General features: G+C 32.9%; 23 protein-coding genes. 6 read left to right on the top strand and 17 right to left on the bottom strand.

All coding sequences use genetic code 11. The features are described 5' to 3' along the window. Nucleotides 1-69: 69 nt before the first annotated feature. Entirely contained in the window at nt 70-444 is a 375-nt protein-coding gene (locus QZZ51_RS05300) for a PUR family DNA/RNA-binding protein (RefSeq protein WP_291866925.1), read from the top strand. Between the two features lie 90 nt (nt 445-534). After that, nucleotides 535-3,066, top strand: coding sequence for a M14 family zinc carboxypeptidase (locus tag QZZ51_RS05295; protein WP_291866922.1), 2,532 nt, complete (start codon nt 535-537; stop codon nt 3,064-3,066). A gap of 71 nt (nt 3,067-3,137) precedes the next feature. Here the strand turns inward: QZZ51_RS05295 and QZZ51_RS05290 are convergent, their stop codons facing one another. From QZZ51_RS05290 to QZZ51_RS05280, 3 genes are read right to left on the bottom strand one after another with little or no spacing between them, the layout of a single operon-like run. Beyond that, nucleotides 3,138-4,139, bottom strand: coding sequence for a lysophospholipid acyltransferase family protein (locus QZZ51_RS05290; RefSeq protein WP_291866919.1), 1,002 nt, complete (start codon nt 4,137-4,139; stop codon nt 3,138-3,140). Between the two features lie 38 nt (nt 4,140-4,177). Next, a complete protein-coding gene (locus QZZ51_RS05285) occupies nt 4,178-5,098 on the bottom strand; it encodes a bile acid:sodium symporter family protein (protein ID WP_291866917.1) in 921 nt (306 codons plus the stop codon). A 5-nt stretch (nt 5,099-5,103) separates the two neighbouring features. Beyond that, entirely contained in the window at nt 5,104-5,442 is a 339-nt protein-coding gene (locus QZZ51_RS05280; RefSeq protein ID WP_291866915.1) for a tRNA-binding protein, read from the bottom strand. Between the two features lie 193 nt (nt 5,443-5,635). On the opposite strand from QZZ51_RS05280, the gene QZZ51_RS05275 reads away from it, so the two are divergent. Beyond that, nucleotides 5,636-6,190, top strand: coding sequence for a thioredoxin family protein (locus tag QZZ51_RS05275; protein WP_291866913.1), 555 nt, complete (start codon nt 5,636-5,638; stop codon nt 6,188-6,190). Between the two features lie 22 nt (nt 6,191-6,212). Here the strand turns inward: QZZ51_RS05275 and QZZ51_RS05270 are convergent, their stop codons facing one another. Next, the gene (locus QZZ51_RS05270) at nt 6,213-6,752 is read right to left on the bottom strand and encodes a YfiT family bacillithiol transferase (RefSeq protein ID WP_291866910.1); all 540 of its coding nucleotides are present in this window, start codon (nt 6,750-6,752) and stop codon (nt 6,213-6,215) included. A gap of 165 nt (nt 6,753-6,917) precedes the next feature. Between QZZ51_RS05270 and QZZ51_RS05265 the strand changes: the two genes are divergently transcribed. Then, nucleotides 6,918-7,556, top strand: coding sequence for a peroxiredoxin (locus tag QZZ51_RS05265; protein WP_291866907.1), 639 nt, complete (start codon nt 6,918-6,920; stop codon nt 7,554-7,556). A gap of 314 nt (nt 7,557-7,870) precedes the next feature. Next, the gene (locus QZZ51_RS05260; protein ID WP_013304911.1) at nt 7,871-8,065 is read left to right on the top strand and encodes a cold-shock protein; all 195 of its coding nucleotides are present in this window, start codon (nt 7,871-7,873) and stop codon (nt 8,063-8,065) included. Nucleotides 8,066-8,617: 552 nt separating this feature from the next. On the opposite strand, the gene QZZ51_RS05255 is transcribed toward QZZ51_RS05260, so the two are convergent. From QZZ51_RS05255 to QZZ51_RS05245, 3 genes are all read right to left on the bottom strand, one after another. After that, nucleotides 8,618-9,550 (bottom strand): peptidylprolyl isomerase, encoded by a 933-nt coding sequence (locus QZZ51_RS05255; protein WP_291866891.1) that lies wholly within the window; start codon nt 9,548-9,550, stop codon nt 8,618-8,620. A 115-nt stretch (nt 9,551-9,665) separates the two neighbouring features. Next, nucleotides 9,666-11,069, bottom strand: coding sequence for a M20/M25/M40 family metallo-hydrolase (locus QZZ51_RS05250; RefSeq protein WP_291866889.1), 1,404 nt, complete (start codon nt 11,067-11,069; stop codon nt 9,666-9,668). Next, entirely contained in the window at nt 11,062-11,940 is an 879-nt protein-coding gene (locus QZZ51_RS05245) for a PPK2 family polyphosphate kinase (RefSeq protein WP_291866886.1), read from the bottom strand. Before QZZ51_RS05245 ends, QZZ51_RS05250 begins: the two co-directional genes overlap by 8 nt. Before the next feature lie 195 nt (nt 11,941-12,135). Between QZZ51_RS05245 and QZZ51_RS05240 the strand changes: the two genes are divergently transcribed. Further along, nucleotides 12,136-12,825: a hypothetical protein gene (locus QZZ51_RS05240; RefSeq protein WP_291866884.1), complete on the top strand. Its 690-nt coding sequence runs from the start codon at nt 12,136-12,138 to the stop codon at nt 12,823-12,825. A 5-nt stretch (nt 12,826-12,830) separates the two neighbouring features. Here QZZ51_RS05240 and QZZ51_RS05235 read toward each other — a convergent pair whose 3' ends face one another. The 10 genes from QZZ51_RS05235 to QZZ51_RS05190 all read right to left on the bottom strand — a co-directional run. Beyond that, nucleotides 12,831-13,994, bottom strand: a complete 1,164-nt coding sequence (locus QZZ51_RS05235; protein ID WP_291866881.1) for a sigma-54 dependent transcriptional regulator — start codon at nt 13,992-13,994, stop codon at nt 12,831-12,833. Nucleotides 13,995-14,003: 9 nt separating this feature from the next. Further along, nucleotides 14,004-14,873: a DUF6268 family outer membrane beta-barrel protein gene (locus QZZ51_RS05230; RefSeq protein WP_291866878.1), complete on the bottom strand. Its 870-nt coding sequence runs from the start codon at nt 14,871-14,873 to the stop codon at nt 14,004-14,006. 24 nt (nt 14,874-14,897) lie between these two features. Beyond that, nucleotides 14,898-15,752: a mechanosensitive ion channel domain-containing protein gene (locus QZZ51_RS05225; RefSeq protein WP_291866876.1), complete on the bottom strand. Its 855-nt coding sequence runs from the start codon at nt 15,750-15,752 to the stop codon at nt 14,898-14,900. Nucleotide 15,753: 1 nt separating this feature from the next. Next, nucleotides 15,754-17,082 carry an ABC transporter permease gene (locus QZZ51_RS05220; RefSeq protein ID WP_291866874.1) on the bottom strand — a complete coding sequence of 443 codons (1,329 nt, stop codon included), beginning with the start codon at nt 17,080-17,082 and terminating at the stop codon, nt 15,754-15,756. Beyond that, a complete protein-coding gene (locus tag QZZ51_RS05215; protein ID WP_291866871.1) occupies nt 17,075-18,010 on the bottom strand; it encodes an ATP-binding cassette domain-containing protein in 936 nt (311 codons plus the stop codon). Before QZZ51_RS05215 ends, QZZ51_RS05220 begins: the two co-directional genes overlap by 8 nt. Before the next feature lie 228 nt (nt 18,011-18,238). Further along, on the bottom strand, nt 18,239-19,354 hold the full coding sequence (gene dnaJ, locus QZZ51_RS05210) for a molecular chaperone DnaJ (protein ID WP_291866868.1): 1,116 nt from the start codon (nt 19,352-19,354) through the stop codon (nt 18,239-18,241). Between the two features lie 9 nt (nt 19,355-19,363). Continuing rightward, a complete protein-coding gene (locus tag QZZ51_RS05205) occupies nt 19,364-19,915 on the bottom strand; it encodes a nucleotide exchange factor GrpE (RefSeq protein WP_291866864.1) in 552 nt (183 codons plus the stop codon). Nucleotides 19,916-20,056: 141 nt separating this feature from the next. Beyond that, complete coding sequence (locus tag QZZ51_RS05200) at nt 20,057-21,019, bottom strand: TIGR01777 family oxidoreductase (protein ID WP_291866862.1); 963 nt, start codon at nt 21,017-21,019, stop codon at nt 20,057-20,059. A gap of 120 nt (nt 21,020-21,139) precedes the next feature. Next, entirely contained in the window at nt 21,140-21,808 is a 669-nt protein-coding gene (mnmD, locus tag QZZ51_RS05195; protein ID WP_291866860.1) for a tRNA (5-methylaminomethyl-2-thiouridine)(34)-methyltransferase MnmD, read from the bottom strand. 1 nt (nt 21,809) lies between these two features. Then, on the bottom strand, nt 21,810-22,178 hold a 369-nt coding region (locus tag QZZ51_RS05190), incomplete at its 5' end, for a DUF4920 domain-containing protein (protein ID WP_291866858.1).

Genomic DNA, 22,178 nt, shown 5'->3' with positions numbered 1-22,178 from the left:
TAGCTTCGCTTTTTTTTTTCATTTTTATAGAATAATTATCTTATTAAAATAATTTAGACACTAGACCAAATGGCGGATAGAGATTTAATGGATCAGGAAGAAATACACTCCAAAGTATTAAGAGCTGGACGAAGAACTTATTTTTTTGATGTTAGAAGCACCAAAGCAGGAGATTACTATTTAACTATTACCGAGAGTAAAAAATTTACTCATGATGATGGAACTTTTCATTACAAAAAGCACAAAATCTACTTATACAAAGAAGATTTTACTGCTTTTAAAGAAAATGTAGAAGAAATGATGGACTTCATTATAAACGAAAAAGGATTGGAAGTTATCTCTGAAAGACACCAGAAAGACTTTAAAAAAGAAGAGGAAGTAAGTAGCATTCAAGAGCCTACTTCTCCTGAAAATTTTACAGACGTAAGTTTTGATGATATTTAAACAAAAAATATCTCGACAATAAATGAAACGGCTCTTTGATATCAAAGAGCCGTTTTTTATTTTTATAGATGACTAATTGAAAAAACACAAATGAAAAAAATCAACATTTTAGTATTCTTACTAGTAACTTTTGCAAGTTACGCACAAGATTCCCTAGACCTAAGTTATTATCTCCCACAAGAAATAAGCTATAACAAAAACATTCCCACCCCAAAAGAGGTTATTGGACATGAAGTTGGAGAATGGCACGTTACCCATGATAAGCTTGTATTTTACATGCAAACCTTGGCAAAAGCGAGTAACCGTATCAGTATAGAAAATAGAGGCTCTACTTTTGAAGGGCGACCAATTCTTCTATTAACCATTACTTCTCCCAAAAATCATCAGAGTTTAGAAAAAATACAACAAGAGCATATTGCTTTAACAGAAGCAGGTTCCGACAAGACATCTACCGAAAATATGCCCTTAGTGGTTTACCAAGGTTTTTCTATTCATGGTAATGAACCTAGTGGTTCCAATGCAGGTTTGGCTTATGCCTATTATTTAGCAGCAGCAGAAGGTCCAGAAATTGATGAATTATTAAACAATTTGGTAATTCTAATGGATCCTTCTTATAATCCTGATGGCTTACAACGTTTTGCTTATTGGGCAAACACAAATAAAAGTCGAAATGTAATAACAGATAATAACGACCGAGAGTTTCGAGAAGTATGGCCTGGGGGCCGAACCAATCATTATTGGTTCGACATGAACAGAGACTGGCTTCCGGTACAACTACCAGAGAGCAGAGCACGTATAGAGAGTTTTCACCAATGGTTACCAAATATTCTTACGGATCACCACGAAATGGGTACCAACTCTACTTTCTTTTTTCAGCCAGGAGAACCTACAAGAGTTCACCCATTAACACCAAAATTAAATCAAGAATTAACTGCCGAAATTGGTACCTATCACGCCAAAGCACTAGACAAAATAGGTTCTCTATATTATTCCGAGGAAAATTACGATGATTATTACTATGGCAAAGGTTCTACCTTCCCAGATGCAAATGGCGGAATAGGCATTTTGTTTGAACAAGGTAGCTCTAGAGGGCACGCCCAGAGTAGCGAAAATGGCATACTAACCTTCCCTTTTACAATTCGCAACCAATTTACAACTGCATGCTCCACTATTGAAGCTGCTAAAAATATGCGCGTTAAAATCCTAAATTACCAAAAGACTTTCTACAAAAACACTCGTACTGATGCTTTAAAGAGTAAAACAAAAGCTATTGTTTTTGGAGACTCTAAGGATGCTGCAAAAACTTGGCATTTAGCAGAAATACTGCAACGCCAAAAAATTAAATTTCACCAACTAAAAAAGGACGTTACTATTAACGGTAAATCTTACAAGCAAGGGAATAGCTACGTGGTACCGATGAATCAAAAAAACAATAAGCTTATTAAAGCCATGTTTGAGAAGCGAACCACATTTAGCGATAGCTTGTTCTACGATATTTCTGCTTGGACTTTTCCTTTAGCTTTTAATGTAGACTATGCCGAAATAAATACACTATCTAATGCAGGAACAGAAGTAACCAAACTAAATCCTTTAAACGGTACTGTTAGCAACAAAAGTAACTATGCCTATTTATTTGAATGGAATGAATATTATACTCCCAAAGCATTACATCAAATAACAGAAAAAGGAATAAGAGCTAAAGTTGCTAAATCCCCTTTTACCGTAGAAGGAAAAACATATGACTACGGAACAATAATGGTTCCTGTACAGAACCAAACTCTAAATCCTAACGCCTTACATGCTTTTTTACAAAAAGTAGCAGCAAATAGCTATGTAACAATTACGGGTGTTAAAACTGGACTTACCAAAGGAATTGACCTTGGCAGCAATGATTTTGACCCTATTAAAAAACAAAAAGTGGCAATCCTTGTAGGGAACGGTATCCGTTCTTATGATGCTGGTGAAATTTGGCATTTGTTCGACACTCGTTATAATATACCTATTACCAAAATAGATACCGAATATTTTTCTTCGGTAGACCTTAGTGGTTATACGGATATTATTTTACCTAGCATGAGCTCTTGGGGAATAAACCCAATAAATAAAAAATATGCAGACAAGCTAAAAGAATGGGTCAAAGATGGAGGTACATTAATTGGCTACAGAGATGTTGCAAAATGGTTAAATAAAAATGAAATCATTAAACTTAACTTTAAAAGTGATACTCTAGTTGCTAAAAATATTACTTTTAATCAAAAAGGCGATTTTTTTGGAGCTCAAGTAACCGGTGGAGCCATTTTCCAAACCAATTTAGACCGCTCTCATCCCATAAATTTTGGCTATAAAAACAAGCAACTAGCCATGTTTAGAAACACAAATACCTTTATTAAACCAGATAAGGAAAGTTACAATAACCCAATACTATATACCAACACCCCTTTATTAAGCGGTTATATTTCTAAAGAAAAATTAGAATTAGTTAAAGACTCCGCTCCTTTCCAAGTAAAAAGATTAGGAAAAGGACGTGTTATTGTTTTTACAGACAATACCAATTTTAGAGCCTTTTGGTATGGTACCAATAAGTTATTAATGAATGCTATTTTCTTTGGTCAAATAATGTAGCCATTTTCTAAATAAAAAAATCCCTCTTTAAGATTATCGATAATCTTAAAGAGGGATTTTTTTATTTTGTACTATCCCAGTTTTACATATATATAGTTATACATAAAAATAATACCCACTAAGGCTAAGGCACTGTACCAATCCCCAAAAAAACCTATAAAAAAGAGCAACAAACCATAATACAGTGGGTAAATAAGCAACCCAAAAACAAACCTAAACGTTCCTATAAATTCCGCTTCAGGCACTTTAGGTTTTATTAACTTTTTCCACAATATAATTACAGGTAGATTTAATAAATTAAACAACCCTCTCAGTAGATTTAAAGAATTTTTTTTATACTTTTTTTCTACATCCAAACTTTTCTCTTGTAGTAATGCACCCACCCTTTGATTTGCCTCATCGGGATTTAAAAAATTTATTTTTTCTGTTTCTAATTTAGAAATGATGTGCTCATAATCTTCCTCTTCATCTATATGTATTGTTAACAATTTAAGACGTACAGAAACCGTATTTTTTATTTTAGAAATTGAACTCGGTAAGTCCTCCTTATTATACCAGTCTTTTAACTGGATAGGTTTTCCATAATAAATAGCTGCTTTATCTGGAAAATGAATTGCCTCTTTATAATTGACTCCAACGGGCACAATATATATATCTAGCTTTGGTTTTTTTTCTAATGCCGCAAACAAAACTCTTGTAAAGCCCTTACTTAGAGGTCTTACTCTACGCACAAGGCTATGGTTTGCCTCTGGGAACATAAGTACAGCTTCATTGGTACACAACAAATTTGCACACGTATTAAAAACAGCTTCATTATTCTTTAGAGAATCCCTACCATCTCGCATTCGATACACAGGAATCATTTTAAAAGAATAAAATAATCTTTTTAAAATAGGATTTACAAACACATCTGAACGAGTTAAAAAATAGGGTTTTCTAGTACAATTTGTTCCAATCAACAAGGCATCTACAAGTGCGTTTTGATGGTTAGGCAAAAACAACACTGGTTTATTTTTAGGTATATTCTCTAACCCATAAATCTTACTTTTCTTTAGAAACAGATGAAGACCCATTTTTATGCAAAACCTAAAAAAATTATATCCTATCTCTTTCAAATGAGCTCCTCTTTTTTTATAGTTTTTTTACTCCAAAAACCAGCTAATATTAATCCAGACACCAAATGCCAAACACCCCAAAATGCCGCTAGTAAAGCCATACCTCCTAATCCATCAAAAAAGGTAAAAATCAATAATAACCCTAAACCAGAATTCTGAATACCCGTTTCTATAGTAATAGATTTTGTGTTTGCTGTACTTAAACCAAAAATACGTGCCAAGGAAAAACCAGTAATGAATGCGAATAAATTATGCAAAATAACAATCCAAAATACATAGAAAATGTACTCCACAAAAATGTCTCTATTATTAGATAAAGCAATAAAAATTAAGGCAATAAAAAATAACAAGGAAACTACTTTTAGAATTTTAGCCATTTTCAAAGCAATAGTAGGCCACATTTTATTTACCCACATTCCTAGAATTAATGGCACACCTAGTAATAGAGATACTAGTTTTATCATCTCTAAAGGAGAAATCGCAACCTCTTCTAAAATAATAGAAGTTGGCTCATACAAAGTACCCCAAAATTGTAAATTTAAAGGTGTCATTACTATCGCTAGTAGCGTTGCTATTGCTGTTAAACTAACCGATAATGCAGAATTCCCTTTAGCTAAATGGGTAATAAAGTTAGACACATTACCTCCTGGGCATGCTGCCACCATAAACATACCTAAAGCTATACTTGGTATTGGCTTCGTAATATATATGAGTAAAAAAGTTATGGCTGGTAAAACAATAAATTGACTAAAAACCCCTACTAAAATAGGTTTAGGCTTCTTAAAGAGTTGCCTAAAATCGGATATTGAAATTTCTAAGGCTATACCAAACATTATTAGAGCCAAAGCACAATTCATAGCCCAAAGAGCTTGCGAATCAAAATTTATATGTACGGTATCTATCGTAGGGTTTATCAAAAAAATTATGAGATTTTAAGTCCGTTAGCTACTATATTTGTTGGCTGTAAAAGAATAACATCTTCCCCTTCTACTGCCCCCAAGATAAGGCATTCACTCATAAAATTTGCAATTTGTTTCTTTGGAAAATTAACCACAGCTGTAACTTGCAACCCTAATAAATCCTCTTTACCATATTTTTTTGTTATTTGAGCCGATGTTTTTCTAATACCAATTTCTCCTCCAAAATTTACTTCTAATTTATAAGAAGGATTTCTAGCTTCTGGAAAATCATCCACCTTTACAACAGTGCCTACACGCATATCTATTTTAGAAAAATCCTCCCAACTAATTAAATCTTTCATTTTTTTAAGTAATTTCATTAAACAAACTTCTATTCATACACTAAAACACTATTCAATATATAATTACATTATTCTTAATTTAATAATAACCCAAGAATAGTAAATATCTTTTGAATTTAAAAATTGCTAGATTATATAGCAAAAAATTATTAAAATACTTTTAACTTTATCCTCTCATTATTCCCTTGACAAAATGGCTAATACTCCAAGTAACATGCTGCCATTAGGCACAGAAGCTCCAGATTTTAATTTACTAAACACTATTTCTGATAAGACAGAAAACCTTTCTCATTGCAAGGGTAAAGAAGGTACTGTAATATTATTCATTTGCAACCATTGTCCTTTTGTTATTCATATAAATTCAGAAATTGTAAAGATGGCAAAGGAATATCAAAAAAAAGGAATTCAATTTATTGCTATCTCTAGCAATGATGCTGTTAAATACCCGCAAGATGCGCCACATTTAATGAAAAAACTTGCGGCAACGGAGAATTACTCTTTTCCTTATTTATATGATGAAACTCAAAAAATAGCCAAAGCTTATAATGCAGCTTGCACTCCAGATATTTACCTTTTTAATCGGGAATTAAAACTAGTATACCGAGGGCAAATAGATGACTCTAGACCAGGGAATAAAATTCCCGTAACGGGAATAGACTTAAGAAATGCTATGAATAATTTATTAGAAGAAAAACCTATTTCTCCTAAACAAAAACCAAGTATTGGTTGTAATATTAAATGGGTCTAATAAAGATTTCTTCTAAAAAATATTACCACCCCTCTCTTTGTATTAACCTTTTTATATGGGTATAATGGTGCTTACTATGCCAAGCATATTTCCCAATATTTTCTAAAATAGTAACTTCAACATTTCCTTCAGGATGCAAATAACTTTTCTTTAAATCATCTGGAGACAATCCTTTTAATAAATATACTAATTTGGCATGCAACGCACTTACATAGTACAAAGACAAATGAATGGGTGCTGTCTTTGCATCTGACAATTGACTCCAATCTTTTTCTTCGTACGCCTTAATTAGTGGCTTATCTTCTGTTAATGCCCACTTAAAACGAGTGTAACTATGATGGTGACTATCTGCTATATGATGAATTAACTGCCTAACTGTCCAGCCATGTTTACGATAAGGAGTATCTAGCTGCTCTTCAGAAAAATCTTTAACCAATTCAATTAAATCTGTGGGTAAATTTTCTAATTGAGAAATCCATTCTTCCAATACCTCTTCGGAAACTGTTTCTGGAAATTTAAAATGACCTATGGGATACTGTAGCTGTTTTATATTGTCTTCCATACGCTAAAGATAGAAAGTTCTTTATACCAAAAAAATAGATTCCTATTTATTATGAAATATAAAATTAAAGCAAATTTTAATACAGTTTTAACTTCATTTTTCTATTAATAATTATTAATCTACTAATTTTATAGGATAATTTTTTAAACCTTAAATAAAATAAAAATGGCAACACTTAGATTAGGAGATATAGCTCCAGATTTTACAGTAGATAGTTCCATGGGGAGCATTAATTTATATAACTATTTAGGCGATTCTTGGGGAATCTTGTTTTCGCATCCGGCAGATTTTACTCCAGTGTGTACTACAGAATTAGGAACAGCATCTAACTTTAAAGGAGAGTTTGACAAGCGTAATGTAAAGATGTTAGCATTAAGCGTAGATGGAGCAGAGTCTCATAGAGAATGGATTAAGGATATTAATGAAGTTCAAAAAACCTCTGTTAATTTTCCAATTCTTGCGGATGAAGATAGAAAAGTATCTGACTTATATGACATGATTCACCCTAACGCAGACAGTACTTTAACAGTACGTTCTGTGTTTATTATTGCTCCTGACAAAACCATAAAACTTACTTTAACATACCCAGCATCTACAGGACGTAATTTCTACGAATTGTTACGAGTAATAGATTCTTTACAATTAACAGCCAACCATAAAGTTGCTACTCCTGCGAATTGGAAAAATGGTGAAGATGTAGTCGTTAGCCCTGCTATACCAACACCAGAGGCTATTAAAATGTTTGATAAAGGCGTTAACGAAATAAAACCATATTTACGAATGACACCTGACCCTACAGCGTAATTAAACAATTCTATTGTTGCAAAAGCCTCCTCTTATACGGGAGGTTTTTTTTGAACTATTTTTCTTTAAAAAACATAACTAATTAATAATGAAAACTTAAAAGCAAAACAATGCTTAAAAATTAAAATTCACAAAAGAGTTTAACACTTATTTTACATGAATAAAAAGACAACTATACATTCCACTAAATAAAATAAAACCAAAATAATTTTGTTTTTAAATACAGTTAACTTAAAGATAACCTACTAAAAATCTTACAATTAATAATTTATTAATTATATTTGTACTTTAATAATTATTTAATTTTTAGTATTATGAGTAAAGGAACAGTAAAATTCTTCAACGATTCCAAAGGATATGGTTTCATCACTGAAGATGGTTCAAACGAAGATCATTTTGTACACATTTCTGGCTTAATCGATGAAGTTCGTGAAGGTGATGTTGTAGAATTTGAACTACAACAGGGTAAAAAAGGATTAAACGCCGTTAATGTGAAAGTTGTTGACTAGGTAACGTATTTAACTTTTTTATAGTAAAAGCCCAGACTCATGTCTGGGCTTTTCTTTGTTCGAATATTTATTAAAAACTAAAATACGTAAGCTTTTTACTACTTTTTAGTAAATTTGTAAAATAAATACGCAACCTTTTGAGTTTTATTTATCTAACCATAAACAAGAAAAGTTCCCCAACTGAACTAAACCTATATTATGATAACCTTTTTTGGTATTTTATTTGTTTTACTTTTTGTAAATGTGGTACTATTATTTTTTAGTGTAGGTAAGGCTAAAAAATAATTTGCATTTTACAAAGTTATGGTAGGGTTTTCTCCTTATACAGTTGTTCTACATACAAACAGCTGTTAGCGTAGCATCCCTAAAACATTAACCTATGACTACTTTCTTTAGCATACTATCGATTCTACTTTTACTAAACTTTATTCTTTTTATCATAAGTTTCAAAAATCAAAAGTAAAAGATATTTTTTGTCATTTACTTTCATAAAAAAAGGTGTTTTTTCAATTGGAAAAAACACCTTTTTTTAATATTGTAAAAATTCTTTTACTATCCTACACCCATTAACTCTACGTCGAAAATTAATGTCGCATCTGGAGGTATAACTCCGCCTGCGCCTGCGCTACCGTATGCTAAATTAGATGGTATAACAAAACGAGCTTTATCTCCAACTTTTAACAAAGCAATACCTTCATCCCATCCTGGAATTACTTGCCCTACTCCTAATTGAAAATCTATTGGTTCGTTACGCTTATAAGAAGAATCGAAAACTTGACCGCTTAATAGAGAACCTTCATAATGCACCGATACTTTTTTACCGCTTTCTGCTTGGGCTCCAGAACCATTCTGAATCATTTTATAACGTAATCCGCTTTCTGTTTCATCAAAACCAGCAGCAACTTTATCTAATTCCGCTGCTTGGCGTGCTTTTTCCGCTGCCATTCTTTCCTCTCCTGAACTTGCAAAAGTTTTAAAAGCCTGTAATGCATCCCAAGCCTCTGCCTCTGCTCCTACACGAACAATATCTAAACTATCAATTGTATCTCCTTGCGCAACAGCGTCTACTACTTCTTGACCTACTGCTACGTGTCCAAAAACAGTGTGCTTATTATCTAACCAAGGCGTAGCAATATGTGTGATAAAAAATTGTGAGCCATTAGTTCCTGGCCCTGCATTAGCCATAGATAATACACCTGGCTCTGCGTGTTGTAATTCTGGATGAAATTCATCATCGAATTTATAACCTGCATCTCCGGTACCTGTGCCTAAAGGACAACCAGCTTGTACCATAAAATCAGGGATTACTCTGTGAAAACTTAAACCATTATAATATGGTTCTCCTGCAGCTTTGACAGTATTTTCCATTTTTCCTTCTGCTAAAGCAACAAAGTTACCAACAGTCCCTGGAGTTTTATCATGTGTGAGTTTTACTAGAATCTCACCTTTTGTAGTATTGAATTTTGCGTAAATGCCGTCTTGCATAATGCTATTTTTAAATGAGCGGCAAAGATACTAATTTTTAGATTTCTTTACTACTACTCCTTTTCCTAAAGTATATCTAAACCCAAGGATTAAAACTCTATAATTTTTAAAATTGTTATCCTTTAATTTTAGGAGGCATTTTTACACCATAGGTATCGAAAAGATATACCAGGCTAGCCATAGTTGCAGCTCCCAATTGTAACTCTCTTTGGTTTACATGCTCAAAAGTATCATTTTCCGCATGGTGATGGTCAAAATACCTCTGTGAATCTGGCCTTAAACCAGCAAGAACCATTTCATCATTCTTTAACGGACCTATATCTGCTCCACTTCCTCCTTTTACAAACATATGAATAAGGTAAGGTTCAAATAATTTTTCCCAACTTTGTACTTGCTTAAAATTAGCATCGGAACAATCAAAAGAAAAACCTCTTGGTGTAAAACCTCCTGCATCACTCTCTAATGCAAAAACATGATTTTCTTTTTTATTTTTAGCCACTTCAGCATATTTATTACCACCACGCAGTCCGTTTTCTTCATTCATAAATAAGACTACTCTTATGGTTCGTTTTGGCTTATACCCAGTTGCTTTAAACAAACGAAGAACTTCCATACTCTGCACAACACCTGCCCCATCATCGTGGGAACCATCTCCTAAATCCCATGAATCTAGATGACCTCCAACCACCATAACTTCATCTGGATACGTAGTTCCTTTTATTTCACCTATAACATTGTAAGATTTTACATCTTCAAACTGTTTACAATTTTGTTTAAAATAGAATTTAATTTCAGGATTAAGCTTTAAGGTGGTACTTAGCAATTCGGCTCCATTTGTACTTATAGCTGCTGCTGGTATTCTTTCATTAACAGGAATTTCGCCATAACCCATAGAACCTGTATGTGGAAAATCATCTAATCGTAAATTCACAGAACGTACAATTACTCCTAGCGCTCCATATTTACCTGCTTCTGCCGCACCAGAATAGCGCTGATCTACACAACCGGAATAGGACTGAAATGTACTTATTAAAGTAGCTTCCATTGGCCTATTAAAAAAAACTATTTTTCCTTGAATCTTTTCTTTTCCCAGAGTCTTTAAATCCTCTATTCCTTGCACTTCTATTATACTTGCTTTAATTCCTTTTTGCGGTGTTGCAACAGAACCACCTAATGCACAAATTGGAACATTTGTTGTGTAACCAGGTGAAGTTTCAAAATAAGCAAACTCTGGAGTTCCGCGCACCCATTTAGGGACCATTACTGATTGTAACCAAACTCTATCCAAGCCTAAAGAATCTAGCTCTGCTTTAGTATATTCCACTGCTTGTTGTGCTTGTAAAGAGCCCGATAATCTACCTCCTATTTGGTTGGATAAGTAGTTAAGCCAATCGTACCCTTGTCCTTTAGTTAAAGCAGCATCATAAATGCTTTTTATTTGTTTCTCATCCGCATCTTGTGCACCTGCTATAGCAACAGTTAATAGTAGAGCGCAAAAAAGTATTTTTATTTTATTCATTATCTAGTTCCTTTTGGTAAGTGTCTAAATTAGACATTATTTTATCATCTAACTCTGGCTCTACCACATCTTTGTATTTTTTTAACTCTTCTAGTAAAATATTAGCAACAATTACTCTTGCCGCTTTTTTATTATCTGCAGGTATTACAAACCAAGGTGCATGTTTTTTACTTGTTTCATTAATTGCCTCCTCGTAGTAGTTTTGATATCTATCCCAGAGTTTACGCTCTTTTAAATCGCCCGGAGAAAATTTCCAATGTTTCTCTTTTATAGCTAATCTTCTCAATAATCTAAGACGTTGTTCTTCTTTAGAAAGGTTAAGAAAAAATTTAAAAATGATAGTGCCATTTTCTGCTAACGTTCTTTCAAAATCATTTATTTGCTTAAAACGTTTATCCCAAAATTCCTGATTAATATCTTTAACCGAATGAATACCTGGTATATTCTCTCCCATAATATATTCTGGATGCACTCTAGTGACCAAAACATTTTCATAATGCGTGCGATTAAATACTCCAAATTTACCTTTAGCTGGTAACACTATATAATGACGCCACAAATAATTATGACTTAACTCTAATTCTGTTGGCACTTTAAAACTATGCACTTCTACACCACTAACATTAAAATCTTTAAAGACTTCTCGGATTAAACTATCTTTACCTGAGGTATCCATTCCTTGTAAACAAATAAGCACACTATATTTATCGTGAGCATAAAAAACATCTTGAAGCCCTCCTAAGGTTCTGCTAATTTCTTTCAATGTTTTTTTTAATTCCTTATCAGACTTATCTAAATTTTCAACAGTAGACCTATTCTTAAGAGTAAAAGGTTTCTTAGCTATATACGTTTCTGGTGCTATTTTATTCATACTAAAAAAAATATTTTATTTTGTTTAAAGGTATTAAATGTTAAAAGAAATGCCCCTTTATCTAGTAATAACTTCTCCTTAACAAGCTCATCGAAATAAACCTGCATTCTATCGAATAACTACTAATAATGACGTAAGTATATGTAGTTTTACCACGTAGATAAACCCAAATTTTACATTATTAAATTTTCAGCTATGAAGTATTTTTACTTTATTATTATTGCATTATCCTTTGCCTTGTTTTCTTCTTTTAAGTCTATTAAACCATGCGAGTATGCAGGTTCTAACATTGGTTTTGTAAAAGCACAAACACAAAAAGCTATTAGCGAGAATGACATTAATATTTCTAGATATTATACATACAAAGCCATAAGAGCAATTGAGAACAATAAAGAGCAATTGAATAGTTGTGGTTGCGATTATGCCGCTACTAGTATGGCAGACAGCTTTAAAGACTTAGTTCTTTCGACTAAAGCAAACACATTAAGAAGCGCTCGAATTTTATTGAACCGTTCTTTAGAAAAAACTATTGGTAGTTTAGAAGCTTTAGAAAAACATGAGTTACATGATAGTAACTATGCTAGTGATGTCTTAGCTATAAATACTTTGGAAGTTAACAATGAAAAAAAAACTAATAAAGCTGGTCTAAAGGGCATTTATTTACAACAAAAAATTGATTCTACTTTGATTAAATACGAAGAATCTTTAAGTAAAATTGTACAAAGTGTAAATTGTAAAGATGCATTAAACTATGCCACACAAATCTATGAACATTGTGAACAAGAATTACTAAAGCCAAACTTATCTGAGGGTAAAAAATACTATAACTTACGCACCAAAAAAATTACGGCACAAGCTATAGAGCAACTTAACAATTGTAAGTAACAAAACTACTTACTAGCAAATAGTTTTACATCTTCCTCTGTAACTTCTGTTCCTCCTAAAATAATTAAACGTTCTACGACATTACGTAGTTCTCTAATATTACCTGTCCAGTCATAACTTTTTAAAAGAGCTATCGCTTTATTTGAAAAAGTTTTTGAAGAGATACCTTGCTCCGAAGTTATCTTTTTAGAAAAGTGCTCTATTAATAAAGGAATATCATTTCGTCTATCATTTAAAGCTGGTACTTTTATTAGAATTACGGCTAATCTATGATACAAATCTTCCCGGAAATTACCTTCTGCTATTTCCTTTTTTAAATCTTTATTAGTTGCTGCTAATACTCTAACATCCACTTTTATATCTTTATCTGTGCCTACTCTAGATATTTTACTTTCCTGCAAAGCTCTAAGAACTTTTGCCTGAGCAGAGAGACTCATATCTCCTATTTCATCTAAAAAAATAGTCCCCTTATTTGCTGCTTCAAACTTACCCGCTCTATCTTTTACAGCAGAGGTAAAAGCGCCCTTAACATGCCCAAACAATTCACTTTCTATTAATTCTGATGGTATTGCTGCGCAGTTTACTTCTATAAAAGCCCCTGTACTACGAGGGCTTTTTTCATGCAACCAATGTGCCACTAACTCTTTCCCTGTACCGTTAGAACCTGTAATTAATACGCGTGCATCTGTTGGAGCTACTTTTTCTATCATTTCTTTTATAGTAGCTATTTCACTACTATCCCCAATCATCTCGTAATTTTTACTTACCTTTTTCTTTAGTTTTTTATTTTCTACCACTAATTGTTTACGATCTAACGCATTGCGAACCGTAGTAAGCAAACGGTTTAAATCTGGTGGTTTAGAAATGTAATCGAAGGCTCCTAACCGCATTGTATTAACAGCTGTATCTAAATCTCCATGTCCAGAAATCATAATAAAAGGAATTTCTGGCTTTATTTTTCTTGCTGCTTCTAAAACCTCAACACCATCCATTTTAGGCATTTTAATATCGCATAGCACTAAGTCATAGTCCTTATTTTTAATGGTTTCAATTCCGCGTAAACCATCTTCTGCCTCTTCCACAGTATAAGTGTCATTCTCTTCTGAAAGTATCTTTACTAATACTCTTCTAATGGAAGCTTCATCCTCTATTACTAATATTCTTGACATATGCTTTATTTAAATTCCTATTCTTACTCCTGTTCTAAAATACAATCCAGGTTTATTATTTAAAGTAAAAATACTGTTCCTATCCGTATCTCTTAACGATCCATTTTGTATTATACTATGTCCACCCATTAAATAAAACGAAACATCTTTAGTAAATTTATATTGATATCCTAAAGTAATTAAAAAGGAGGTAGAAGATACATCCGTGGACGTACTATTATCTGCCAACAAAATATCATTCTGAATATTTACATAATAGCCATCTAATATTAATTCTGTTTGAAAAAAATGGTCCTTTTTGGTTATATATTTTAATCCTGTTTTTGGCACCCCTAAAGTGTACGACCAGTTTTTATGAAATCTTTTTTCATAGTATATTACAGGTAACGGAACTCGTATTGGCGAAGAGCTATTGTAAGACAACCCCAATACCAAACGAAAAGGCTTCTCTATGTTTTTCTTGTCCTGAAAAATACCAACAGTTGCATTTATTTTAAAAGCTCTTTCATCAAACTCATCCGTAAAATTGGAAGCCCATCTTGGCGTTACTAACCCTATAAGGCGCCATTCTTCGTTCCATTTATAGACATATCCCAAATTAAAATCTACAACATAAAATTTTGCTAAAGCTTCTTGTGCTCCTTCGGTAAGAGTCGATGGTATTTCGTAATCATACTGGTTATACTCTCCACCTATCACTAAAATATCGTCCTTAAAAATTTTTATTGGCACATTCACTACCAATTTTATCCTAGACGTTTTTACATCCAAATCGTTTTTAGGCATTACCATATATTCTGCTCTAAAAACATCTGGCGTTTGACTTAATCCAATGGTCAATACAAAAAACAAAACAATAAAATTCCATCCTCTAAACATACCAAACTTTATTTCCTTTTAAAACTATATTTTATTTCTTCCTATTATATGCACATCTCTTTGTGGAAAAGGAATACTTACATTATTCTCTCTAAATTTAGCATCAATACCATACCTTACTTCACTCTTTAAAATAGGGTCTATAAAACTATCTTTAATATAAAAATTAACAGAAAACAATAAGGCACTATCCCCGAAATCCTCGAACAAAACAAAAGGTTTTGGGTTCTTTAAAATGTTTTTTTGTTCTACAACTACTTCTAACAACAAAGCAGTTACCAATTTTACATCGCTACCATAAGCCACTCCTACAGTCACCGTTTCTCTTGTTGTTTTATGGTTTTGTGTATAATTGTATATGCTATCCGTTAAAAACTTATGATTGGGTATTACAATTACTTTATCATCCCTTGTCAACGCTCTTGTGGTTCGTAATCTAATTTCAAAAACACGTCCCACTTTATTTTCAACTTCAATAATATCTCCTACATGTAAAGATTGGTCCAATATTATTAATATTCCAGAAAGTATATCTTGAAACAAATATTGCAATGCAAAACCAAGACCAACAAACAATGCCGCAGAAGCGGTTAACAGTACGGTTAAATTTATTCCGGAAGAATGCAAAATAGATAACACTACAAGTATGTAAAATAGATACTTTAGGAACCCAAAAATACTTACGAATTTATTTTTATCTTCTTCTGGTAATTTTGCAGCTACGACTCTATGAATAATTTTAAGTAAATAGGTGACAATAATTATTGCTATGATTATTACCAAGAATGTACTTAAGGTTACATGCCCACTATCGCTTGAATAAATTTCTATAGACAAGAAATTCTTTATAGTTCCAAAAAAATTTTGCAGTTTATCCATACTAATATTTTAGCCATTTATACAACTCTTTGTATGTAGGCTTTTTACCATACATTAAAATACCTACACGATAAATTTTTGCTGCTATCCATACAATTCCAATAAAAGTTACTATTAATAATACGATAGAGGTTATCAATTGCCATAGGGGAACACCACCGTCACCAACACCTCCTGGTAATCTCATTAACATAACTATTGGTGAAGTTAAGGGGAATATAGAAAACCCTACAGCTATTGGTCCATGTGGGTTACTAAAAACAGAAAAGAACCCAACATAAATTGCTAGCATTAAGGGCATTATTATTGGAAAAATAAACTGTTGTGTATCGGTTTCATTATCTACAGCTGCGCCTATAGCTGCATATATAGAGCTATAAATTAAATACCCTAACATAAAATAAATTAGAAAAAAGACAATTAATAATAACCAAGGAATATCTAATATCTCTTGCGCATATATTTGCATGCTATGATCTGGAGTAGGAACTTCTGGGTTTATACTTGCTACCAAATCAGCTCCATTACTTAATGCAGATAATTCAATATCTAAAACAGAAAAAGCAATTAGCATTAATAAGCCTCCCGAAATTACCCAAATGACAAATTGTGTAATACCTGCCAAAGAAGTTCCTATTATTTTCCCTAACATTAATTGAAAGGGTTTTACAGAAGAAATAATTACTTCGATAATTCTGCTAGTTTTTTCCTCAATTACACTCCGCATTACAAATCCTCCGTAAATAATAATAAACATCATTATTAAATACCCAAAAGCCCCACCAATAAATGCTTTTATCTCATTTACCCCTTTAACATTTTCTTTACCATTAAACGCTGCTATATTAATCTCAAAAGCAGCATCCATATCAGCGTATTCCTTAGCTGTAACTCCAAGATTCTGCAATCTACGTTGCCTTAACCGTTCTTGAAAAACTAATTCCAAACGGTCTACTAAAGTTGTACTAGGGGAATCTTTACTATAAAAAAAAGTATGCGCAGTAACTTTTTCTAAATCAGTTTCATTAGGTATATAAAGCAACCCAGAGTACCCCATATGCATGGTTGAATCTTTAGCCTCTTCTAATGTAATATTATTATAATGAACAAATGCAGTACCCTCGGTAGTTAAGAATTCATTAGAAAAATAATCGCTCTCATTAAGTAAGGCTATTACACGCTTTTCGCTATCATTTACTTTCGTTAAATATGCAATTAAAACGACCATACCAACCATAAGTATAGGACTTAAAAAAGTCATAACAACAAACGACTTATTGCGTACTTTAGCTAGGTATTCCCTTTTTATTATCAACGAAAGTTTACTCATCTACACCATTACTTTGTATTGTTCTTATAAAAATTTCATTTGCAGAAGGAATTGTTTCTACAAAATTATTCAGGTTTCCTTTAGAGGCCAAATACGTAAGTATTTCTCCTGAATCTGTTTCTGGTAGTTGAATTTTAAAATTCAACTGTTGATCATTCTTATTAATTTCTGAAGATATAATTTGAAACTTTTGAGATAATTCTCCTAACAAAGCTTCCTCGCTTACTGTATTTATACCAACATTAAAAATATTGTTTTTATATGCTTTTTTAATATCAGACAACTTACCGTCTAATATTTTTTCGGACTCATGTATTAATGCAATATGCTCACATAACTCTTCTACAGATTCCATTCTATGTGTAGAAAAAATAATAGATGCGCCTTTTTCTTTTAGATTTAAAATCTCTTCTTTAATTATATTTGCGTTTATAGGGTCAAAGCCGCTAAAAGGTTCATCAAAAATAAGCAACTTTGGTTCGTGCAAGACGGTTACTATGAATTGAATTTTTTGAGCCATTCCTTTAGACAGCTCTTGTATTTTCTTATTCCACCAATCTCCGATTTCAAAACGATCAAACCAATATTTTAGTCGTTTTTTAGCCTCTGCTTTACTTAAGCCTTTTAGTTGAGCTAGATACAACGCTTGCTCCCCAACCTTCATACTCTTGTATAGTCCTCTTTCCTCTGGCAAGTAACCAATTTGAGCAATATGCTCTGGCATTAATTCTTTTCCATCAAAAAAAACACTCCCCGAATCTGGATAGGTAATTTGATTAATTATACGAATTAGTGTTGTTTTCCCTGCTCCATTAGGACCAAGTAATCCATAAATACTATTTTTCGGAATTTCTAAGGAAACCTTATTTAGAGCAATATGTTTTCCAAAATGTTTGGTAACCTCTTTAGTAACCAAAATATTATTCATGTAGGGCTTTTTACCAAAGATATAGAAATGCTTTAAAAGCATTTCTTTTTTAGGAAACTTTAAGACCTTTTTTTTAGATTTATTACTTCAATTTTAATTTAAAAAAAGAAACCCACCCTTAAAACAAATCAAGGATGGGAAAAAAATTGCTATGAAAAAGAAATTAATATTGAGAAAATCAATATTATCTCAAATATACGTTTTTATTTAATACTTAATAAAACGCAGTTATGAGAACATATCCTTCACTTTTTCGAAGAAAGATTTATCAGATTTTTCAGGTTTAGGCTCAAAATTATCATTGCCCCTCATACGCTCAAAAAATTCTCTTTGCTCTTTGTTTAATTCTTTAGGAGTCCAAACATTTACATGTACTAAAAGATCACCACTACCATATCCATTAATACTAGATATACCTTTACCTCGTAGACGTAAAATTTTACCCGATTGAATACCCGATTCTAGTTTTATACGCACCTGCCCTCCTACGGAATCAATTTCCTTAGAAGTTCCTAAAACAGCCTCTGAGATACTTACATACAAATCGTAATGTAAATTATCTCCTTCTCTTTTTAGAGTTGCATGGTCTTCTGTTTCTATGGCAACTAATAAGTCTCCAGAAACACCATTACCTGGTGCCTCATTACCTTTTCCTGGGACTTTTAACTGCATTCCTTCCTCTACACCTGCTGGGATATTTATAGATACTGTTTCTTCTTCTACTTTTAATCCTTGTGCATCTGCATCACTAGGACGTTTATCTATTATCTGTCCGCTACCCCCGCAAGAACTACATGCTGCAGAAGTTTGCATTCTTCCTAAAATAGTATTCTGTATTTTAGTTACTTGTCCACGTCCACCGCAAGTACCACAAGTTTTATATGTTACTCCTGATGCTTGTTTTTTTCTACGGACTTTTACTTTTTTCTCTACCCCGTTAGCAATTTCCTCCAAGGTTAGTTTTACACGAATTCTTAGATTACTTCCTTTAACCCTGCGCTGACCACCGCCACCGCCAAAGCCACCGCCAAAACCGCCGCCGCCAAATATGTCTCCAAACTGACTAAAGATATCATCCATGTTCATACCTCCGCCGAAGCCACCACCACCTCCTGCGCCGCCTTCAAAAGCTGCGTGCCCAAACTGGTCGTATCTTGCTTTTTTATCTGCGTTACTTAAAACCTCATAAGCTTCTGCCGATTTCTTAAATAATTCTTCCGCTTTTGCATCTCCAGGGTTTTTATCTGGATGGTGTTGAACAGCTTTTTTTCGGTATGCTTTTTTTATTTCAGTAGCTGTAGCATTCTTACTAATACCTAATATGTCATAATAATCTTCCTTCATACCTAGTTTTTAGTTACCCACAACCACTTTAGGGTGGCGTATTATTTTATCTCCAAGAGTAAAACCTTTTTCTATTACGTCTATAATTTTACCCTTTAATTTTTTATTAGGAGCTGGTATCTGCGTAATAGCCTCATGCATATCTGCATCAAAAGCATCACCTTGCTTTACTTCCATTGCATTTAAGCCTTTAGATTTAAGCGTTTCTCTTAGCTTCCCATTAATTAGCTCTACCCCTTTAAAAGCTTCTTTATCATCTGATTTAGATAACTCATTTAAGGCTCTTTCAAAATCATCAAGTACTGGCAACAAAGAAACCAAAACTTCCTGACCTGCTGTTTTAAACAAATCCATTCTTTCTTTTGAAGTTCTTTTTTTATAGTTTTCAAACTCGGCAAAAAGACGTAAAAATTTATCCTTCTCTTTTACCAAATCTTCTTTTAATTGGTCCTCAGGAGATACTTCTTCTTGTTCCACAGAAGCCTCTTCATTCTCAACCGTATTTTCTTGTGCTTCAGAAACAGAATTATCCAACTCTTCTTCTTTATTTTTATCACTCATTTTTTAAGTCACTTTTTATTTACCAAATTTGAAGTGGCAAAAGTACTGCCAAATCTTTAAAAATGTCAAAATGTCACACAACTTTATAAAAATAGAAGTTTACATGTAGATTTTGAATGATTTTTTTTGCAGAACAAAGTATTAAGAAAGAAATTCCTTAGTGTGTTTTGTAGTATTTGTAGAATCCATAGAGGCACTTTCACATATCCGTTCTACAGCCAAACATACATTTGGAAAGAAAAAAACAAAACCTTCTTCTTCTATTTTTTTACTACTAACCCGCTGACTAACAAACAAAAGGTAAGACATTCTACCTAAGATTAATCGCATTACTATCTCTGGAATATTAGGTAAAAATAAAGGCCGTTGTAATGCTTTTGCTATTTCTCCTACTAATTTGGAATTAGATACTGGGTTAGGACCTACCCCATTAAAAATTCCTGCCAATTTATTTTCACTCACAAACAAAAACATCCTTGCCAAATCCTTAACATGAATCCAAGATTGCCATTGTAATCCAGTACCAAAAGCTGCTCCAAAATAATTTTCGATTGGCTTCATTAATTTCGGCAGTGCGCCTCCTTTTTGGGATAATACTAATCCTATTCTTATTTTGGCAACTGGAAAATCGAAGATATTAAAAGCATCCGTTTCCTGCTCCCAAGCATGTACTATTTCTCCTAAAAAACTAGAGTCAATTTCTTTTTCGTCCTCTAGATAATAATTAGATAGGGAGTTTGGATAGACACCAATAGCAGAAGCTGAAATAAAAGAATTTACGCTACTACTATCTACTGTTTGCAACCCTTTTCGAAGTGTTGCAAGAGAATTAATTCTGCTATCTAAAATTTGTTTTTTATTTCTTGAAGTCCATCTAGTAGCAATAGAACTACCTGCTAAATTTATAATAGCCGTGACGCCTAAGAAACAATTAGTATCTATCTCCCCTTTAGAGGGGTTCCAATAAAAGCCTTGATATTCTTTTGCATTCTCTAACTTAGCCCTAGAAGTAGTTAAATAATGGACTTCAATATTCTTAGAAAGACACTGTGCTACAATCTCTCTCCCAACTAATCCTGTGGCGCCTGTAATGAGAACTTTCATAAACCAAAGATATAGGTTTTTATCCCTAAAAGATGTAGTTTTAAAACGCTTTTAACAGTAGCTATTAATCCTTTATTAGAAAACACATAATCCTCTTCTATATTTTAACTTTTCACCACCCTACACCTTACTCTTATACCCTCTTAACATCTCTCTTTTTCCTGGAGGCCCAGGAAGTCTTTCTACAATAAAACCAACTGCTTGCATAGCCCTACGTACACTTCCTTTTGCAGAATAAGTAACCAAATACGCGTCCTCTTTTAGGGCTTTAAACATAATTTTAAAAATCTCTTCTGTCCATAGCTCTGGCTGCACACGGGCTCCAAAAGCATCAAAATAAATTAAATCAAAAGCATTGCTATCTTGTATTTGACTAAAATCTTTTTGCTCTTTCACAAGCTTAAAATCTTCTGTTATCTCATTTATACTCCCCCACTCTACAGCATGCATTTTATCAAAAACACTTGTATATGTCTCTGCTTTTAATTCCGATAAGTAATTTAACGAATTTAGCTCTTCCGAAGACACAGGATAAGCCTCTACTCCTTTATAACCGATTGTTAAATTATTTTTTTCTGCCTCTATACATGTAATTAAAGCATTTAAACCTGTTCCAAAACCTATTTCCAAAATAGATATTGAAGTATTGGAAAATAATGAAAGACCATGCTTAATAAAAACATGATATGCCTCTTGTATTGCCCCGTGTTTAGAATGGTATTGTTCGTTCCACTCTGGTATATGAATGGTTTTAGATCCATCCGCTGTAATAATTATTTCTCTTTTCAAACTATTTTTTTAACAACACCCCTTCTGCGGTAAAACCGTACGTCTTTTTCGTTTTTGTAATCTTAGCAATATCCTCTTCTGACTCCCCTGCATCTTTTGCATAATGCTGTTGGTCGGCAATACTCATTTCTTCTACAAAAGCAAGACCACTTACCACAACCTCTTTCTCTTCTATATCTTTAGGCATAAAAAAACCGTAGTCCTTAAAGCGAACCATAGCTTCTTGATTATCCCCTAAGCTTAATTTCATCCAACATCCCTTTGCATTACAAACATCGGTAACCGTTGCTATAAATTTTATTCTTGTAGTATCTGCTACCGTCATTTTTTGATATTTGTCTAACATCATATTAGATGAAACTATTTTTTT

The sequence above is a fragment of the Maribacter sp. genome (genome assembly GCF_016744255.1).
GTDB lineage: Bacteria > Bacteroidota > Bacteroidia > Flavobacteriales > Flavobacteriaceae > Maribacter_B.
This window is presented reverse-complemented; position numbering and strand designations above follow the sequence as displayed.